At 33.1% G+C, this 19,698-nt stretch carries 16 protein-coding genes and 1 tRNA gene; 13 read left to right on the top strand and 4 right to left on the bottom strand.

The genetic code is table 11. The features are described from left to right. Window positions 1–56: 56 nt before the first annotated feature. Window positions 57–1,139 (bottom strand): AI-2E family transporter, encoded by a 1,083-nt coding sequence (locus RMAG_RS03180; RefSeq protein ID WP_011738009.1) that lies wholly within the window; start codon window positions 1,137–1,139, stop codon window positions 57–59. Window positions 1,140–1,447: 308 nt separating this feature from the next. Beyond that, on the bottom strand, window positions 1,448–2,152 hold the full coding sequence (locus RMAG_RS03170; protein WP_011738007.1) for a DNA alkylation repair protein: 705 nt from the start codon (window positions 2,150–2,152) through the stop codon (window positions 1,448–1,450). Between the two features lie 41 nt (window positions 2,153–2,193). Here RMAG_RS03170 and msrA point away from each other — a divergent pair, with 41 nt between their 5' ends. The 11 genes from msrA to aroA all read left to right on the top strand — a co-directional run bounded on the left by msrA (window position 2,194) and on the right by aroA (window position 15,104). Next, entirely contained in the window at window positions 2,194–2,685 is a 492-nt protein-coding gene (msrA, locus tag RMAG_RS03165; protein WP_011738006.1) for a peptide-methionine (S)-S-oxide reductase MsrA, read from the top strand. Then, window positions 2,682–3,428 (top strand): HesA/MoeB/ThiF family protein, encoded by a 747-nt coding sequence (locus tag RMAG_RS05580; RefSeq protein ID WP_011738005.1) that lies wholly within the window; start codon window positions 2,682–2,684, stop codon window positions 3,426–3,428. The genes msrA and RMAG_RS05580 overlap by 4 nt, the downstream gene beginning before the upstream one ends. Further along, window positions 3,419–3,495, top strand: a tRNA-Pro gene (locus tag RMAG_RS03160). Before RMAG_RS05580 ends, RMAG_RS03160 begins: the two co-directional genes overlap by 10 nt. A gap of 1,801 nt (window positions 3,496–5,296) precedes the next feature. Beyond that, window positions 5,297–6,550 carry a serine hydroxymethyltransferase gene (gene glyA / locus RMAG_RS03155; protein ID WP_011738004.1) on the top strand — a complete coding sequence of 418 codons (1,254 nt, stop codon included), beginning with the start codon at window positions 5,297–5,299 and terminating at the stop codon, window positions 6,548–6,550. A gap of 11 nt (window positions 6,551–6,561) precedes the next feature. Continuing rightward, window positions 6,562–7,011: a transcriptional regulator NrdR gene (gene nrdR, locus RMAG_RS03150; RefSeq protein WP_011738003.1), complete on the top strand. Its 450-nt coding sequence runs from the start codon at window positions 6,562–6,564 to the stop codon at window positions 7,009–7,011. Window positions 7,012–8,444: 1,433 nt separating this feature from the next. Continuing rightward, window positions 8,445–9,524 (top strand): 3-phosphoserine/phosphohydroxythreonine transaminase, encoded by a 1,080-nt coding sequence (serC, locus tag RMAG_RS03140; RefSeq protein ID WP_011738002.1) that lies wholly within the window; start codon window positions 8,445–8,447, stop codon window positions 9,522–9,524. Further along, window positions 9,524–10,681: a phosphoglycerate dehydrogenase gene (locus RMAG_RS03135; protein WP_011738001.1), complete on the top strand. Its 1,158-nt coding sequence runs from the start codon at window positions 9,524–9,526 to the stop codon at window positions 10,679–10,681. The genes serC and RMAG_RS03135 overlap by 1 nt, the downstream gene beginning before the upstream one ends. A 10-nt stretch (window positions 10,682–10,691) precedes the next feature. Beyond that, complete coding sequence (pheA, locus tag RMAG_RS03130; RefSeq protein ID WP_011738000.1) at window positions 10,692–11,771, top strand: prephenate dehydratase; 1,080 nt, start codon at window positions 10,692–10,694, stop codon at window positions 11,769–11,771. Between the two features lie 103 nt (window positions 11,772–11,874). Then, on the top strand, window positions 11,875–12,939 hold the full coding sequence (gene hisC, locus RMAG_RS03125) for a histidinol-phosphate transaminase (protein WP_011737999.1): 1,065 nt from the start codon (window positions 11,875–11,877) through the stop codon (window positions 12,937–12,939). Further along, window positions 12,936–13,790, top strand: a complete 855-nt coding sequence (locus RMAG_RS06025; RefSeq protein ID WP_011737998.1) for a prephenate dehydrogenase — start codon at window positions 12,936–12,938, stop codon at window positions 13,788–13,790. The genes hisC and RMAG_RS06025 overlap by 4 nt, the downstream gene beginning before the upstream one ends. A gap of 6 nt (window positions 13,791–13,796) precedes the next feature. After that, complete coding sequence (gene aroA, locus RMAG_RS06020; protein ID WP_011737997.1) at window positions 13,797–15,104, top strand: 3-phosphoshikimate 1-carboxyvinyltransferase; 1,308 nt, start codon at window positions 13,797–13,799, stop codon at window positions 15,102–15,104. Window positions 15,105–15,750: 646 nt separating this feature from the next. Here the strand turns inward: aroA and RMAG_RS03110 are convergent. After that, window positions 15,751–16,077, bottom strand: coding sequence for a TusE/DsrC/DsvC family sulfur relay protein (locus RMAG_RS03110; RefSeq protein ID WP_011737996.1), 327 nt, complete (start codon window positions 16,075–16,077; stop codon window positions 15,751–15,753). A 68-nt stretch (window positions 16,078–16,145) separates the two neighbouring features. On the opposite strand from RMAG_RS03110, the gene lepB reads away from it, so the two are divergent. Further along, window positions 16,146–17,030 (top strand): signal peptidase I, encoded by an 885-nt coding sequence (gene lepB / locus RMAG_RS03105; protein ID WP_011737995.1) that lies wholly within the window; start codon window positions 16,146–16,148, stop codon window positions 17,028–17,030. Window positions 17,031–17,661: 631 nt separating this feature from the next. Here lepB and RMAG_RS03100 read toward each other — a convergent pair. After that, window positions 17,662–19,002 (bottom strand): S41 family peptidase, encoded by a 1,341-nt coding sequence (locus RMAG_RS03100; RefSeq protein WP_102030520.1) that lies wholly within the window; start codon window positions 19,000–19,002, stop codon window positions 17,662–17,664. Between the two features lie 103 nt (window positions 19,003–19,105). Here RMAG_RS03100 and RMAG_RS03095 point away from each other — a divergent pair, with 103 nt between their 5' ends. After that, on the top strand, window positions 19,106–19,687 hold the full coding sequence (locus RMAG_RS03095) for an ABC transporter substrate-binding protein (protein ID WP_011737993.1): 582 nt from the start codon (window positions 19,106–19,108) through the stop codon (window positions 19,685–19,687). The last annotated feature ends 11 nt before the right edge of the window (window positions 19,688–19,698 follow it).

The following is a 19,698-nucleotide window of genomic DNA, read 5'->3' as shown; positions in this document are numbered from 1 at the left end:
CTTGGTTAAAATTCACTATTATAGTCAAATATAATAAGCAATTTTTGGTAAGCATACTATAAGCCAAATCTATCTTTATTATATCTAATGCTATAAATATCAAAAATACTAATTGCCATTGCAGCAATAATAGGACCAATAAACAAACCTAAAATACCAAATTGTATAATGCCAGATAGGGTAGATAATACCGTGATTAGAGTGTGGTCTAGTGTATTTGTACCATTGGATTTTTTAGATAAGAATTTGATGATGCTAGGTCGAGCTAAATTATCAACAATAAAACCAATTACAACAGCTCCAGAGAGTGCAACAATTAGCGCATCAGTGATTTGACCTTGGGCATATAAATACAAACTCAATGGTAGCCAAATAATTAAACCACCCAATAAGGGTATAAAACTAGCCATCGCCATCGCAATACCAAAATATAAAGCAGGTAATCCAATAATTATAATCGTGATTGAGAATATCATGCCTTGTAATAGTGCAATTAAAAACACACTACCTACTAGTGTAATGGATAAATTTTTAAATTGATTTAGTAAAATATTGTTTAAATGTGCTTCAAGTGGCGATAAGCTTTTTATACGTGTTACAATTTTTTTACCATCGATATAAAAGTAATAAAGTGTAAAAATAACAATGATTAAAAATAATATAAAATGTGACGATAGTGATACAATACTTTTAAGTATGACAATTGAGAAATCTTTAACACCAATGAACAAGGCTTCTAAATTGTTATTTAATGTACTGCTTAAAGTGTTTTTAATGAAGTCTGATAAGGGGAGTTTAGTAACAGTTTGATTTAAAATTTGAGTAATTTTATCAAAGTTTAAATCATGATTGATTGTTTGTATTAAAGTGGAAATTTCCAACGTGCTTATTAATAAAATATAACCTAGTGGTAAAATTAAAACAATCGTTACCAGTAGTGTTGTTAGTAATGCTGAGTTATTGGATGAGAATCTATTTTGTAATTGTTCATATTTTGAAAAAGTTGTAATAGCAATCATGAGTGATAAAAATAAGGCCGAGATAAAAGGGGTGAATAGCCAAATTAATCCGCCAATAGCCAAGAATAATAAGCTTAACATAAATCCATGTTCAAAAGGTTTTTGCGTATTAGTATTCATTGGTTCTCCATTTTAATAATAAAATAAGCCACTTGTTCGTAAGGGTGTGTAAATTTTATGACACTGATAACCGAGTTAAGATGATTATTTGTACATACCATTTCTACTTTGTATTTTTTTACAGTTTCAAGTTTATCCAAAGTGTCCAATCTCTGAGTTGGAATTTTTAATGAATCTAAATTGACCCATTCCAATCGTTTTTTAATCGCAATTTTAATAATCATCAACCCTATCATCGCCCGCTTTAAATATAGTATTTTTTACAACTTCTAGTTTTGTTTCAGGAATATAAAAACTGATTTGAAACATTAAAATTTACCTTTTAAATAGAGTAATCTTTGGTTTTCGACCATGAGCTCTATGGCGTATCTTAAAGTTATTCTGGATAGTTGCTTATAGTTTTCTTGCAAAAATAGCTGCATTGCTTGATGGTCTTTTTTGTACACTTCTCTGAGCATCCAACCAGTGGCTTTGTGAATTAAATCATGAGTATCAATCAATAAGGTTTTGGCAATTTTAAAAGTTGGCTTAAATTCACCTTGCTTAATAAACACAAAGGTAGCGACAATAGCAATGCGTTTTTTCCATAAATCATTAGATTTTGAAAACTCGAACAACAATGGTAATTGGTCTTGATGATGATAAATATAATCCCCCATAATATGAGGCGTGGTGGTATCAACTAAATCCCAATTATTAACTGAGTTGATATTTTTTAGATAATACTTAAAAACAGACGCCTCATCACCCGATTGATATTTATTCACTAATATAATCAAACCACAGTGGCGTATTTCATGAATGGGGTGGTGAATAAGTTTGTCTATTTCATCATAAACAATATCCTTAAAATACTGTTTAGCAACTTGCCTAATTTGAGGCATACGTACATTCATAAATTGATCAAACTCAGAATACTCACCCTTACCAGTTTTAAAAAACCACTCATTGGTTTGCCGTCTTTGCTCGGTTGTAAAATATTTTAGTTGCAAGATAATCTTATCACTGCTCATCAGTTATACTAATACTTTAATTTATTAGTGGACAATCATACATGCAAATAACCTACTTTGCTGGTGGATGTTTTTGGTGTGTTGAGGCAATTTTTCAGCGCATTGAAGGGGTTGTTAAGCTCACTTCTGGTTATTGTAATGGCAACACTGTTGACCCTACTTATCAAGATATTTGTACAGGTACAACTGGACATGCTGAGGTAGTTAAAGTTGAATTTTATGAGTTAAAAGTATCTTTCAAGACGTTACTAAACATTTTTTTTGAAATACATAATCCGACCACAAAAAATCAACAAGGTAATGACCGTGGCACGCAGTATCGTTCTGCCATTTTTTATACTAATGACGAGCAACAATCCCAAGCAATTGATATGGTTAATCAAATGAGTGATAAAATTGTAACGCAGATTATAAAACTAGATGTGTTTTATCCTGCTGAAAATTATCATCAAAACTATTTTAATAACAACTCATCACAACCTTATTGCCAAATGCTAATTGCACCAAAACTAAACAAGTACTTTAATCAATGAACGACCAAGAACTAATCAGATACGCTCGTCAGATACTTTTACCCCAGATTGGAGTAAAAGGGCAACAAACCCTTAAAAATTCTACTTTACTTTTAATTGGCATGGGCGGTTTGGGCTCACCCAGTGCTTTGTATTTAGCCTCTACCGGAATTGGGAATTTAATCATTGCTGATTTTGATGAAGTTGAATTGTCAAATCTACAACGGCAAATTATCCACTTTATAGATGATATTGGTAGAAAAAAAGTTGACTCTGCTAAAGATAAAATGCTTGCTATTAACCCTAATATCAAAGTCACGACGATTACAGCACTTCATCAAAATAATCTAAATGATTGGGTGGCTAAAGCTGATGTGGTTTTAGATGGCACTGATAATTTTGACACTCGTTTTAAAGTTAATAAGGCTTGTGTTATGCAAAAAATACCTCTAGTATCAGCAGCAGTTATCCGTTTTGAAGGACAATTATCTGTATTTAAAGGTTACGAGCAAACACAGCCCTGCTATCAATGTTTGTATTCAGTAAAGGGAAATTTTGATGAGAATTGTGTTGACAATGGTATATTGTCACCCGTTGCAGGTATAATGGGTTCGTTGCAAGCCTTGCAAGCCATTAAAGTCCTTTTAAATTTGGGCGAGAAATTAGTAGGAAAATTAATGCTAATTGATGCGTTAGATCTTTCTTTTAGAAAAATTAAAATAAATAAAGATGAATCTTGTAAAATCTGTGCTAACGGGGCGTAGCGCAGTCTGGTAGCGCATCACACTGGGGGTGTGGTGGTCACAGGTTCAAATCCTGTCGTCCCGACCAATTAAAAGCGATGTGAATAAAGTGTTTGGTTGGCGATTAACCTAAAATCATCATAGCTGACATATTTGCCACAATGCTTGATTTAGATGTGTTTATTAATTATGGCGATAACATAGCAACATGATTAATCACTGTGGCTTTTCGTATTCTATCTCTATACTAAGTTTATTTTTTTCTAAGTCTGCAAAAATTTTCTACTTTGTTCCAAAAATTAATAGGATTTTAAGAGTAGCATATTTTCAAATAGCAGTAATTCAAGCAATTGATAATTTTTGTATTACAGTAAAAGTGCGTGGAAAGACAATTGAATCATGTTATAAAAATATTTGAACTCAATGTAAGATTTTAAAAATAAAAAAATCTAGTTTCTATATATTTTTGTAATGAAATAAATTTAAAATATTTTAAAAAAATATGATGGGAAATAAAGTAAAAGAAGCAAAAAAATCTTAGAAACTATGCGTAGTGAGTGTCAATTGTAATAAATCATTCCATTCGATCGCTAAACACAGCGTCTAAAATTTAAGTATTAAGTTACTATCTTAACATTAAAAACTATGAAACCACAAAATCCATTCTCTATCTCACACCCACATAAGGTGAATTCTACAAGTTATTCCTGAGGAGTTTATGCAGTTGTGAGTGCAACTTTGAATAAAAGAAAAACGAGTAAGTTGATTAAGATTATTTTTTATGGTCTCCATGCTACAGGCAAGTTGGTGAATAAACTATATCAATAATTATTATATTTTAGTGATTGTAAATCAATATATCTTAGTAGTAAAACTTGATTTGTGGAATACTATTGAAGATAGAATTAGAATTTTTTGCTACCGCTTTTTAAGCTAAGCCAGAAGGTAACTTAATTGTATACGCCTTGGATGAAGTTAACAATGCACTTAAAAAAGGACAATATTTTTTTACCAATATTGAAGATTAGAGAATTTTATTGTATGGGTTCGATAGGAAAGAGTTGGCTGCAGCAGGGAATTTGATTCAGGGAAAGTGTAAGAAAATAGCGATTATTGGGTATGATAAATGGTTTAATAGTGTCAATGGTTTTTCAGATAGCACAAATACACTGTTAAGAAGAAGAAATATAAAATAATAGTCTTTGAACTTCATCAAACCACAGAATATTACTATTCATATTTTGTCTTTAGTATTGACTCAATATAAATCCTATACCCATAATTTACAACAACTTAATTCGATGGTAATTTTTTAAATTAAATATTAATAGATGTTTTTCCACAAGATAGTAAGCCAATGGTACTATACTATTTCTCAAACTTTGAAAGTTTTTAAGAAAAGGTTATTATTTAAGCAGGTTGATAATAGTGATAAATGTATTTATCATTTAAAAATATCTCTTAAATGGTAACAGATATTTAATAAAATAACCTTAACTGTTATGTTTGTTAAAGCGTATGAGGTATTGTCTGATGAATAGCAATCAAAAATAATAGACTCACTCAAGATTTTATTACAAGCAAATAATATGAAAACTTTTGGTATATGCAGTTCGTGTCGTTACAATAGTAAAAGATGGGGCTATTTTTGTAATTTTCTCCAACAGCCACTAATAAGTAATGATATACATCTCATATGCAAGAAATACGAAAGTGAGACTTTATCTTCATAGTGTCCATTTTTTGGTAAAGTATAATATTATACTTTGACTATTTTTAAATTCAACAGCTAAAGGTTGTTAATATTTGAGCGATAATTTATTCTTTATTTATATTTGTACGTTAAAATTGATTGTTTAAATTTTAAACATTATATTGCGAGGAAAATTATGTTCAATAAATCTCAAACGTTAGCTAAAGTAGATATTGAAATCCATCAGGCGATTACACAAGAAAAGGTTCGCCAAGAGGCACATATTGAGTTAATTGCTAGTGAAAACTACACCTCACCTGCAGTGATGGAGGCGCAAGGCTCGCAATTGACGAATAAGTATGCTGAGGGTTATCCTCGTAAGCGCTATTATGGTGGGTGTGAATATGTTGATACAGTTGAACAATTGGCGATTGATCGTGCTAAGGTATTATTTGGTGCAGATTATGCGAATGTTCAACCGCATTCTGGTTCTCAAGCGAATGCTGCGGTTTTTCAGGCATTGTTAGTACCTGGAGATACAATTTTAGGTATGAGTTTGGTGCATGGCGGGCATTTAACGCATGGTGCTGCACCTTCGTTTTCGGGTAAAAATTTTAATGCCATTCAGTACGGTTTGAACGAGAAAACAGGTGAGATTAATTATGAGCAAGTTGAAGCTTTGGTAAAGAAGCATAAGCCCAAAATGATTATTGCTGGTTTTTCAGCGTATTCACGTGTAGTTGATTGGCAATATTTTAGAGAAATTGCAGATACTGCTGGCGCTTATTTAATGGTTGATATGGCACATGTTGCGGGTTTGGTGGTAACGGGTGAGTATCCATCTCCAGTGGCAATTGCAGATGTGACTACAACAACTACGCATAAAACACTTCGTGGCCCTCGCGGTGGTTTAATTTTGGCTAAGGCCAATGAGGCAATTGAGAAGAAACTTAATTCTGCTATTTTCCCTGGTATTCAAGGTGGGCCACTGATGCATGTTATTGCTGCTAAAGCGGTGAGTTTTAAAGAGGCAATGAGTGATGAATATAAAGTTTATCAAAAGCAAGTAAAGATTAATGCACAAGTGATGGCTAATATATTTATTGAACGCGGTTTTGATGTGGTGTCTGGTGGTACGGATGACCATTTGTTTTTAGTAAGTTTTATTGACCAAAGGCTAACAGGTAAAGCAGTAGATGCTGCCTTAGATAGTGCGTATATTACAGTTAATATGAATGTTGTACCTAATGATCCACAGTCTCCTTTTGTAACTAGTGGTATTCGTGTGGGTACGCCAGCGGTGACAACGCGTGGTTTTAATGAAGCTGATTGTGCCGATTTAGCCATGTGGATGTGTGATATTTGTGCAGATTTAGAGAATGAGGCTATGATTGACCAGGTTAGAGAAAAAGTCACTAGTCTTTGTGTTAAGCACCCAGTTTATAATTAAATTAAGCCTATATGCGTTGTCCATTTTGTCAATCTGATGATACTAAAGTATTAGACACACGTTTAATTGATGATGGTTCTCAAGTGCGTCGTCGTCGTGAATGCGTTTCTTGTGGTGAGCGTTATTCAACGCGTGAGACGGTTGATCTTAATTTGCCACACTTGATTAAAAGTGACGATTCTAGAGAAGCGTTTAGTGAAGACAAGCTGCGTTCTGGCTTATTAAAAGCCTTAGAAAAACGCCCTGTTAAAACCTCGCAAATTGAAACCTCCATTGCACGCATTGAGCTAAAATTAATGACTCAAGCTGATCGTGAAGTGTCTTGTATTAAGATTGGCGAGTGGGTAATGGAAGAGCTTAAAGCGTTGGATAAGGTAGCATATATTCGTTTTATGTCAGTTTATCGTCAGTTTCAAGATATTGAGGCGTTTAAAAAAGAAATTGATAGATTAATGAGATAATTTATGCGTTTTTTAAGGTCTGTGTTTTTTATTATTAAGCGCTTGTGGTGAAAAACATTTAAGCTAATACTACCTCAAAGTGTTATTTTAGCGTTTGGCGATAGTTTAACTTTTGGTAAAGACGTTATTAAAAATAAAAGTTATCCTGTAGTTTTATCAAAATTAACCCGTTATAAGATTATTAATGCGGACATATCTGGCGAAACAACTAAGACGCTTTTATCAATTATTATTTGACAAGGGTGTGTTGGAACAATGACAAAAAACAAAAATTGAATTTGTCTTTTGTGAATGTGATTCTTCGCGTTATCAATGGGTAAGAGTACCTAGATTATAAATCTTGGAATACGCTAAAAGAGATTGTATTGTTACAAATTACGCCATCAAAATATACAATTTTTAAAGACCTGTCTACCTCTAAAATCAAAAATTTATCAGATATCAAATCAGAAAATAGGGCTAAGTGAGCTTAATCGTACTTTAGGTTGTTGATTGGTGGTGACCCTAGTATTTTCTGAGTCAGAGTAACTCATTAATAATGGTAGTGTTTTGTAAATCAACTTTAATGATGTATTTGTTAATGTGTTTGGTGGTTAAGATGAATGAAACTGTATCAGATTTGGTAGTCATGCTGGCAATTATGTCTAGTTTGCGGGATAGGGTTATTCCTAAAGATTAGGTTGTTTTTGGTGAAGTGGATTTAACAGGTGAAGTACTTCCAGTTAATAACAGTAGCGTTTTTGTCATTAATTGTGTCACTATTGCGCGTATCAATACCATCAGTTGTGTATTTATTATGAGTAAATTTCACAAAGCTATTTTTATTGACACTACTTGTTGATAGTGTGTAAGTTTTAGAGTTGCGTGTCAAATTTAGTGTTAGTGTACGCTTTCGCTATTAGCACCTTTTTTTAGTGATAATACTAATGCTAGAGTTATATAAAATAGAACTAGAGTCTTTGATGATTTTAATCTTAATATTGTTTAAGCGTAATACTTGTTGATCCGTATTTCACTGCGTCATTTATTAATGCAGTGCTTTAATACTCACAATCAACAAAAAAACTAAAGTATGGACTGAATAGTCTACGCATAAAGATAGTAGGCGCACTACTTGGTGTAAACCAACGCTTGGTATAGTTATTAGAAATGTCTGTTGCTTTAATATTACTTGCATTAAAGTAAGTGTCGAAGAAATCGAACTAATAACTTGGCTGTCAGTATGATATTCGGTGTTAAGATAAATAGGAATAGATCTTAAAACTATATTTGCATTAAGACTAGCGGTAAACATTATATTATGGGTAAGATTTTTACCTACTTCCATATAACTAAAAAAGTGCAAATTTAAATATGCTTAAATATGCTTAAATATCTGAGTTCTGATAAAATCATCTAAGCTTTTAATTTTATTAAACAAGGAGTTCGTAAAAATGAGCCAAGTTTATAACTTTAGTGCTGGCCCTGCTATGTTGCCAACACAGGTACTAAAACAAATGCAAGATGAGTTATTAGAATATGGCAATACTAAAGCATCAGTGATGGAAATTTCGCATCGTGATCCTTATTTTATAGCAATGGCGCAAAAATTAGAACAAGATTTAAGAGACTTAATGGGCATTCCCAACCATTATAAAGTTTTGTTTTTGCAAGGTGGTGCATCGGCTCAATTTTCAATGGTACCGATTAATTTACTTCAGGGAAAAACTAAGGCTAATTATGCACATACTGGTCATTGGTCTAAAAAGGCAATTACTGAAGGTAAGCGTTATTGCGAGGTAAATATTTGCACCGATAGTTCAGACAATAAATACACCGATATCGATGTCTTTGAAAATTGGAATATTGATCCTGATGGCGCTTATTTGCACTATACACCTAATGAAACCATTGCAGGTTTAGAGTTTGACTATGTGCCAGAGGTAGACATGCCGCTTGTGGCTGATATGTCATCAAGTATTTTGTCGCGTGAGGTTGATGTGTCAAAGTATGGTGTTATTTATGCAAGTGCGCAAAAAAATATTGGTATTGCAGGACTTACCATTGTAATTGTTAGAGAGAATTTGATGGGTAATGTGCTGGCTAATCAACCTGTATTGTTTGACTATACAACTCAAGCGAATAATGATTCGATGTATAACACACCGTCAACGTATTCTTGGTACGCGGCTTCTCGCGTGTTTGAATGGCTTAAACAACAAGGCGGATTGAGCGCTATGGCCAAGATTAACCAAACTAAGGCAAAAACCCTTTATGATGCTATTAATGGTTCTGATTTTTATTCAAATCCTGTAGCAATAAAATATCGTTCTTGGATGAATGTGCCATTTTTGCTAGCTGATGAAAGCCTCAATGGCTTTTTTTTGGAAAAAGCAATTGCTAATAATTTAATCACCTTAAAAGGCCATCGTAGTGTAGGTGGTATGCGTGCTAGTATTTATAATGCTATGCCACAAGATGGGATTAATGAATTGGTGAATTTTATGAAAGTATTTGAAAAGGAAAATACCTAATGATTAAGATTCTTACGCTTAATAACATTTCACTAATTGGCTTGGAAAAATTACCAAGGAAGGATTATGAAATTGCTGCAGAAATGAGTAATCCTGATGCAATTTTAGTGCGTAGTGCAAAAATGCATGATATAGAAATTAATGACAACCTTAAAGCTGTTGGTCGTGCTGGTGCAGGCGTTAATAACATTCCACTGGATAAAATGAGCGACAAGGGTGTGGTGGTTTTTAATGCACCGGGTGCGAATGCTAATGCAGTAAAAGAATTGGTCATTAGTTCTATGCTTTTGGCAAGTCGTAATATTTGCCAAGCTTGGAATTATGTTAACAGTTTGCCACTTGATAATTTAAAAACTGCTATTGAAGAAGGCAAGAAAAATTATACTGGCTCTGAATTACCAGGTAAAACTTTAGGGATTGTTGGTTTGGGTTCGATTGGCGTACAAATTGCTAATGCAGCATATGCTTTGGGGATGGACGTTATTGGTTTTGATCCAAATATAACTATTAAAAGTGCATGGAAGTTATCTGCAGGTGTAGAGCAAGTGTTAAGTGTTGATGAGTTGTTTTTACGCAGTGATTTTGTTTCATTCCACATACCATTACTTGAAGGTACTAAAAACTTATTAAATAAAGAGCGTATCGCTTTATTGCCAAAAGATGCAACAATTCTTAATTTTGCCCGTGATGGTATTGTTGATGAGGAGGCTTTAATGATTGTACTTGATAGTGGTAAAGTTAAGTATTACGTGACTGATTTTCCGATTGATGATAAAAAAAATCATGACAGAGTGATTGCCTTGCCACACCTAGGTGCGTCAACAGTAGAGGCTGAAGATAACTGTGCTATTATGGTAATAAATCAAGTAAGAGATTATTTGGAAAATGGTAATATTCTCAACTCGGTGAATTTTCCAGAAGCGTCAATGCCAAGAGCAGGCAAGGAACGACTGGCTATTACCCATAAAAATATTCCTAATATGGTGGGTCAAATCTCAACAACCATTGCAGATTCTGGTGCTAATATTGTTGATATGCTTAACAAATCGAAAGGTGATATTGCTTATACTTTGGTTGATTTGGAGCATGAAATTTCACCTTCGGTTTTTAATAATTTAAAACAAGTAAAAGATATATTGACTGTTAGGGGTCTTTAAGAGATAAAGTATGAGTAAAAAAACACTGTTAGAATTGCGCGATGGGATTGATGCATTGGATAAAAAAATCCAATTACTAATTGGTAATCGTGCGCAATTAGCTTCTGAGGTTGCACAAGTGAAAAAAGACTCAGACGATAATAGTGTTTTTTATCGACCTGAGCGTGAGGCACAAGTGCTACGTTCAATTATTAAAAGAAATGACAGCTTATTAAAAGATAAAGACATGGCGTATATTTTTCGCCAAATTATGTCAGCTTGTCTTGCACTTGAGCAGCCATTAAGTATTGCTTATTTAGGTCCTGAAGGCACTTTTACACAAGAGGCAGCACTTAAATATTTTGGGCATAGTGTATCCACACTTGATTGTGCAAGTATTGATGAGATTTTTCATCAAGTTGAAAAGGGTGATGCACATTATGGCGTTGTGCCTATTGAGAATTCATCTAATGGTGTGATTGGTGCTACGGTTGATATGCTTTATTCTCAAAATTTGAAAATTTGTGGCGAGGTAGAAATTTCAATTCAGCATCAATTAATGAGTGCAAATCAATCACAAGAGATTAAAGTTATTTATGCTCACTCTCAAGCATTAGATCAATGTCAGCGTTGGTTAAGTAATCACTATCTAAACACAGAGTTAAAGTCAGTGGCATCAAATGCATTGGCTGCGCGTATTGTTAAAGATGAAGTCGGTGCTGCAGCTATTGCTTCAGAAGCGGCATTAAGTTTATATGGGTTAGAAAGAATTGCTAAAAATATTGAAGATAAGGTTGGCAATGTTACTCGCTTTTTAATTCTTGGCAAAGATGGTGTTCCTGCTTCTGGTGAAGATAAAACTTCGCTTTTGGTTGTGACCAAGTATGAATCTGGCGCGCTTTTTGATTTATTAGAGCCATTTAAACAGCAAGATATTAATATAATACAACTGGCAAAACACCCCATGCCTGGTGTTAAGTGGGAGTATCTATTTTTAATTGATATTGAAGGGCATAAAGACGATAAAAAAGTAAAACTAGCATTAGCAGAAGTTGCTAGTAGAGTACTTAAAGTTAGTGTACTTGGCTCGTATCCTGTTGCTGTTTTATAAGGTGATTTTTCGTATTAATCGTTATGAAAATATTGATTTTTAAAGGAATGGCTTTTTCTTTTATACATTTACAAAACTCTTTTTTATTTGAAGAATTTTTACTATGAGTGTTTGCTTGGCAATAAAGTCTTTAAGACCTTATCAAGGTGGTAAGCCCATTTCTGAGTTGCGTCGTGAACTGGAGCTGGAACATATTATTAAGCTTGCTAGTAATGAAAATCCATTGGGTATCGGGCCTAGAGTTCAAAAAGCCATACAAAAAGCCATCACCGAGGTTAGTAGATATCCTGATAACAATGGCTTTGAACTAAAACAAGCAATTAGTGAGCATTTGAATGTTGATACTAATTGCATTACATTAGGTAATGGCTCAAATAATATTTTAGAATTGGTTGCTAGGATTTATGTTTGTGATGCTGATGACGAAGTGGTGTTTTCAGAATATGCGTTTATGGTTTACTCTTTGGTGACTCAAGCGCTTGGTGCAAAGGCAGTGGTGACAAAATCTAAGAATTTTGGGCATGATTTAGACGCAATGCTTGTGGCAATTAGTGATAAAACCAAACTTATTTTCATTGCCAATCCAAACAATCCAACAGGCACGCTTTTAAGCGATGAGAGCATTCATCAGTTTTTAAAAAAAGTGTCAAAATCAGCTGTTGTGGTGTTAGACCAGGCTTATTTTGAATATTTAAATGTTGAGGATAGAATGATTGTATGGCTAAAAGAATTTGATAATTTAATCATTACCCGCACTTTTTCTAAAGCTTATGCTTTAGCAGGATTGAGAGTGGGCTATAGCGTATCAAGCGCCAAGATAGCTGATTATTTAAACCGTATTCGCCAGCCATTTAATGTTAATCATATTGCGCAAACAGCTGCTATATCAGCATTAGCTGACGATTCTTTTTTAACAAAGTCAGTACTCGCTAATAAAAATGGATTAATTCAATTATCAAAAGGGCTTGATGAATTAAAACTTTCTTATATTAAATCTTTTGCAAATTTTATTGCACTAAAGGTTGATAATGCAACCGACACTTATCAAAAGTTACTGATAAAGGGCTTTATTGTACGACCAGTGGAAATGGGGAATTATTTAAGAGTGTCTGTTGGTACGTTAAAAGAAAATAATGATTTTTTAAAGGCATTAAAATCAATCTTATGATAGATAAAATTTGCATTATTGGAGTTGGGTTAATTGGTGGTTCTTTTGCAGCTGGATTAAAACGAGTTAATCAAGTTAAAACTATTATTGGTTTTTCTAGGCAGGAGTCACATCTAAAGAAAGCACAAGAAATGGACATTATTGATGCGTATAGTTTAGATATTGCTCAAGCTTTAAAACAAGTGCAAATGGTTATTATTGCAACGCCAGTGAATAGCTTTCAAGCTATTTTAGAATTGATTAAGCCTCATATTGATGAATCGGTTATTATTTCTGATGTTGGTAGTACCAAGGGTAGTGTGATAAAAATTGCTAAATTGGTATTTTCTCAAATGCCAGCCAGGTTTATCCCAGCTCACCCAATTGCTGGCAAGGAAAAAAGCGGTATTGAGGCAGTTGATGCTCAATTATTTAACCATAAACGTGTTATTTTAACGCCAGAAGAAAATGCAGATGCTCAAGCAGTGGATATATTAAGTAGTCTATGGCGTTCGCTCGGTGCTAAAGTAGAAATTATGAGTGATACAAAGCATGATAATTTACTGGCCATGACCTCTCATTTGCCACATATGTTGGTGTATGGGTTGATGGATTATTTAATCAGCAACAATCCAAATGCTTGTCGTTATGCGGCAGGAGGGTTTAAGGATTTTTCACGTATTGCCTCATCAGATGCACTTATGTGGCGTGATATTTGCATTAATAATTCTAAGGAAATTGTAAAGCACATTGAAGGCTATCAACAAACGTTAGAAAAAATATCAAACTTGATTAAAAATAATCAAGTACAAGCACTGGAAAAGCTTTTTCAAGAGGCTAAATCTGCACGAGATAACTGGTTGGATAGTTAAAAAAATATGAGTAAATTTGTTGTAAAGCCAACCAATTCATTGTCTGGTTGTTTAAAAGTTCCTGGTGATAAATCAATTTCCCATCGAAGCATTATGCTAGGTTCTTTAGCTAATGGTGTTACTAAAATTAGTGGTTTTTTAGAAGGAGAAGACACATTATCAACGTTAAAAGCCTTTCAAGACATGGGGGTTAAAATTGAGTACAATGGTGACAATGTTACTATTTATGGTGTTGGCCTTAATGGGTTAAAGAAACCTTTGACGCCACTTGATTTAGGTAATTCTGGCACTTCCATTCGTTTAATATCTGGCATATTAGCGGCGCAAAAATTTGATAGTGAATTGTGCGGAGACGAGTCACTTTCAAAACGTCCGATGGGTAGGGTTATTAATCCTTTAACCAAAATGGGTGCGATGATTGAAAGTAATAATGGCAAATTACCACTTAAAATTAAGGGCGGACAAGCGTTAAATGGTATTCATTATGATTTGCTAGTGGCTTCAGCTCAAGTAAAATCTTGTGTGCTTTTAGCAGGTTTATATGCAAAAGGCGAAACTTGCATTAAAGAATTAGCACCCACACGAGATCATACTGAGCGCATGTTAAAAGGTTTTGGTTACAAGATAGATGTTAATAAAAATAAAATATGTTTAATAGGTGGTACCCAGTTAAACGCTTTTGCAATACAAGTGCCAAGTGATATATCTTCAGCTGCATTTTTTATGGTGGCAGCATCAATCGCACCAAAAGCAGATATAACCCTTACTGGTGTTAATATTAACCCAACACGAATAGGTGTTATTGATATTTTGAAGTTAATGGGTGCTAATTTAAGCTTATCAAATGAGCGTGAAATTGGTGGAGAGTTGTTAGCTGATATTCGTATTCAATCAGAGCAGCTAAAAGGTATTCGCATCCCTGAGGAATTAGTGTCACTAGCCATTGATGAACTCCCTGTTATTTTTATTGCAGCAAGCTGCGCCAAGGGCGAAACCATACTGACTGACGCTAAAGAATTAAGAGTTAAGGAATCTGACCGTATTCAAGTGATGGCAGACGGTTTAAGCATTCTTGGTATCAAAAACGAAGTGCTTGAAGATGGCATTAAGATTCAAGGTGGGGTTTTTTCAAAACCAGGCATTGTGATTGAATCTCATCATGACCACCGCATTTCTATGTCATTTGCCATTGCCTCTTTAAGATGCCAGTACATTATTGAAATTGAAGATGTAGATAATGTTAAAACTTCATTTCCTAATTTTGTTGAGCTTGCAAACCAAATAGGAATGAATATTAATTTAGTTAATTCATAAAGTACTATCAATATACTCATCTTTTGTTTTTGCTTATTATGTCGTATTTTGATTGTATTAGATTTTGTTGCCAGGCTATGTCATCTTGTTTTTGTCGCAAAGTTGTTTACATCGATATTGATTATTTTACATTGTTTAGTTAGCATCCTTCAAAATCACTATCAGACGCAACTAATAAAGAAATTAGTAAGATTTTATGCACGAACACTAAAATAAATAACACAGTTTGGAGTGGAGTACTTGGTAAAAAGGTTTATATGAAGGGACTAATCAATATACAAATTTGTAAAAATCATTGAAAGAAATCCGTAAATTAACACGATAGTTGAAGGTAATAGGATGGTTCAATTGGTGTGCAAATGATGATGTAATGATTAAATCAACTTATCATATGTGTAATTAAGATTTAAGCATCAAGATTTTATCATTTTTTGATATTAATGTAGGTGTAGTTAATTCATTTTTAGCAAGTGTTGAAAGGATAATGAAACTAGAAAAGTATATCTGGCTCCATTTTTTGAATGATGGTTTAAGGGTGCTTAAGAACTTCTTAAAGTGTTCTAGAAGATTTTAATGAATTTGTGAAAGAGATAAGCTAGCTCAGCAAGTAATGCCAAAAAGTATCAACGCCAGATTTTATTAAAGATTAATAACCACCTTTACGTTTAGTTTCAGGTAATCCAGCAATTTTACCCGCTTGCTTGGCAGGGCCTTTTGGAAATAATGTATATAACTCTTTAGTTTTTAACTTGCCTTTCCAGTTATCTTTTAAGCCTTTAACTATATTACGCTCGTTAGGCTGGTTGGCATTATTATTGATGTATTCATTACGTAAAAAATTAATTAATTTAAAGCTATCATCTGTTAAGTTGACACCTTCTTCTTCTGCCAACTCACGAGCAATGTCTTCGTTCCACTCATTAAGATCTTTTAGGTAACCATGGTCATCTCTTTCTAAATTAGCTAATGCCATTTCTTTCTCCATAAATTAAAAAGTAATTATTATATAATAATTACTTTTTGAATTCGCTTATTTTTATTATGACAATTGAAAACGCTTCACATTTTTTTGCATGGGATGTTTCTTCATTCTTGGCTTTATTTCTAGCATTGGCTTTTTTTATTGTGACTATTGATCAATTATTTTTTAATCACATACAAACACCAGTTACAAATAGAGCGCAAAAATCAATTTTTTTGAGGTTTCTTTATTTTTCTTTATTTCTGCGTTTTAATAAATCTGAAAAGTATCTAAATCGCCCTAAAATAGTACAGTGGTCAGCTGAATTTTTCCCAGTATTGTTATTGGTATTTTTGTTTCGAGGTTTTATTATTGAGCCTTTTAGAATTCCTTCAAATTCAATGATGCCAACCTTATTAACAGGAGATTTTATTTTGGTATCAAAGTTTGATTATGGCGTTAGTATTCCAATTTTAAATAAAAAAATAATCGAGTTTTCAAAGCCTAAAAGGGGTGATGTTGTTGTATTTAGGTATCCTAATTATGAAAAAAATTCAAAATATCAGGGTGCTGATTTTATTAAGCGTGTCATTGGTATTCCAGGTGATAAAATAATTTACCGTGCAGATAGCTTGTATGTGAATGATGTAAAAATTGACAATAAAAATATTGGTACATATCGAGGTATTGAGTCTGGTTCAACCATGACTGGCTTTAAGCATAAGCGTGAATTATTAGACAACAATCCGCATGATATTTTACTAAACCCAAATTACCACTCTAAAGATGTCAGGTTAACTGTACCAGAAGGGCATTACTTTGTGATGGGTGATAATCGCGCTCGTAGCAGTGATTCTCGTTTTTGGGGTTTTGTACCAGAATCATATATTTTTGGCAAAGCATTTGGCATTTGGATGCATTGGGATGAATCTTTAAAGCTTGATAGAATCGGTAGTTTTGATTAGTTAATGTGATTTAGAATATTATCTAATTCATCTATTGATTACCGTTTGATTTAATTTCAGTTTTTGAAGCCATATTTTACTTAGAGGTTGCTGCTTTTGTTAGTAATAAAAAGATCGAGCATGATCTATTTATATCATCAAGGATTCGTATTGAATATTTTCAATCAGGTCAATAGTAAACGAATGATAACGGAAGCTTCATTTAAACCGGAAATTTTTGCGGCTTCGACAACAGCCTAATTTTTGCGTACAGCCAATGGCTGAATGACATCTTGTGAAATAATAAAATTAGCCAATTCATTTTTAGCGTGTCGTGGTTAATGTCGTTTCTAGGTTGTAATTTTCCTCGTTGCAACCAATAAACATTTAATATTTTTTAAGTTATTTTCAAAATCAGTTTACTCTCCTATAGAAGGCACTTATCTTAATAATATATTCAAAACTTGTCTAATAGCAACTCGTATAGAAGAGTGATAAGGTTGTATTTATCAACAACAACCTATCGTTACATTGCCTTGAAGAAGTAATACAACAGTTGCCCCTTCTTTATAGCTTTTAATACTGTAATTAACAGCTGTTATTGTCTTCCAAACAATCGACTTTTTTGTTTGTAACGGAAGAGTAATTGTTATTATTGATTGTTTAAAATCGTTAAAGCTTTTAATAAATTTGTAGCTTCATGCACAAAATAATCTTTTTTCAATTTTTCAATGATTGTTTTGTTTTGTTTTTCTTTATTCTTTTTTTGGGTGCTTAATATTTCCTCAGGGGATAATTCAGAAGGATTTTCAGCCTCTAAATGACCATTAAGGTCTTTTTCCTTGATCTCAACCACTGATTTTTCTGCTTCATTTTCTAGACTAATGTTTTTTAGTTTAATGTCAGGCACAATACCTTTAGCTTGAATAGAGCGTCCATTTGGCGTGTAATATCTGGCAGTTGTGAGTTTAAGTCCATAACCCTTTTGAAGTTCAAGAATAGTTTGTACTGAACCTTTTCCAAACGAAGTACTGCCCATGATAATAGCACGTTTATGATCTTGCAATGCGCCTGCAACAATTTCTGATGCAGAAACTGAGCCTTCATTGATTAGCACAACAATAGGCAATCCTTGCATGATGTCACCTGGTTTTGTTTTAAATTTGAGGTTTGAACTTGGAATTCTGCCTTTAGTATAAACCACCAGTCCCTTCTTATCAAGAAATAAATTTGATACATCAACTGCACCATTCAAAACACCGCCTGGATTGTTTCTTAAATCAAGAATTAATGAACTAAGTTGGGCATTGTTTTCTTTAACTAAGTCATTAAAAGTCTGTTTGAGTAGTTTCGCTGTTGGGTTTTGAAAACTAGAGATGCGTATATAACCAATATTTTTTTCCAATAAATAGCCTTTAACTGAGATAATAGTAATTATTTCTCTAGTAATATTAACAACAAATGGTTTCTTATTTTTACGCACAATAGTAATTTTGATGTCAGTACCCGCTTTGCCACGCATTAACCCAACACCATCCTCCAAAGTCATACCACGTACTGGCTTATCACCAATTTTGACAATTAAATCACCTGTTTGGATGCCGGCTTTATAAGCCGGCGTATCGTCAATAGGAGAAATAACTTGAATGGTCTTATTTTTCATACCAATAATAATACCAAGACCACCAAATTTTCCTAAGGCGTTTTCAAGTAGGTTTTTTTGTTCTTCAGGTTCAAGATAGTCTGAATGTGGGTCTAATCCATTGACCATACCTTTTATGGCATGGTTAAATAATTTTTTATTATCAACATCATCAACGTATAGCTGTTTAATATTACTAAAAACAGCAGTAAACGTCTTTAGGTCTTTAAAGAAAGCTTCTATTTTTTGTTTTTCAACATCATTTTTAGCTAATACTGGTGCACAAATGCCAAAAAATGTACAAAAAAGAGTTAAAAATAGTGAATATTTAAAAAAGTTTAAGAAAGTCATAGATATAATCATCTGCTTATAGAAAGTTTAAATATAATACTGTGAAATCAATATTATTAATAATTAATTTTACTTGGTTTTGTTTTTAACAAATGGAGAAAAAATGAAAAGATTAAATGTAATTTTGTTAGCTTTAATGATGTTTACCTCATTAACTTCTTTTGCGGAAAAAGTAGCACAAGATAATAGTCCAGTTCAGGCAATACAAACAGCAATTATAAAGCTTAATCAGTTAACAACGGTAGCGTATTCGCCAAAAATGCTTAATTTTTTTGTCGAAAAAGAAATTGCACCATTGTTTGACTTTAAACACATTGCCAGTGAGGTTTTATTGGTGACCAATAATCGCTTGGATGAAGAAGAGACCAGGTTTTTTGTCAATAGGATAAAAAACAATATGATGTCAACTTTATTAACAAGATTATCCCAAATAAATTCTACCTCGTTTCAATTTATATCTGCTAGGCTAATGATGGGTGGTTCAATTTCAGTACAACTTAAAGTTAATAGATATGCTTCATTTGGTGATATTTATCTTGATTTGTTATTCCATCAAAACGAAAATAAGCAATGGCAAGTTTTTGATATTGTGCTTAATAATGGCAGCCTAATCAACTATTATCAAAAGATGGTATTAATCAAAGTTAGGCGATATGGTATTTATGGCATGTTAGGTAGACTTTAATTAATTTTTAA

The organism is Candidatus Ruthia magnifica str. Cm (Calyptogena magnifica) (genome assembly GCF_000015105.1).
Classification (GTDB): domain Bacteria; phylum Pseudomonadota; class Gammaproteobacteria; order PS1; family Pseudothioglobaceae; genus Ruthia; species Ruthia magnifica.
Note: the sequence above shows the minus strand (reverse complement) of the source record. Positions and strands in the feature narration are given on the sequence as shown.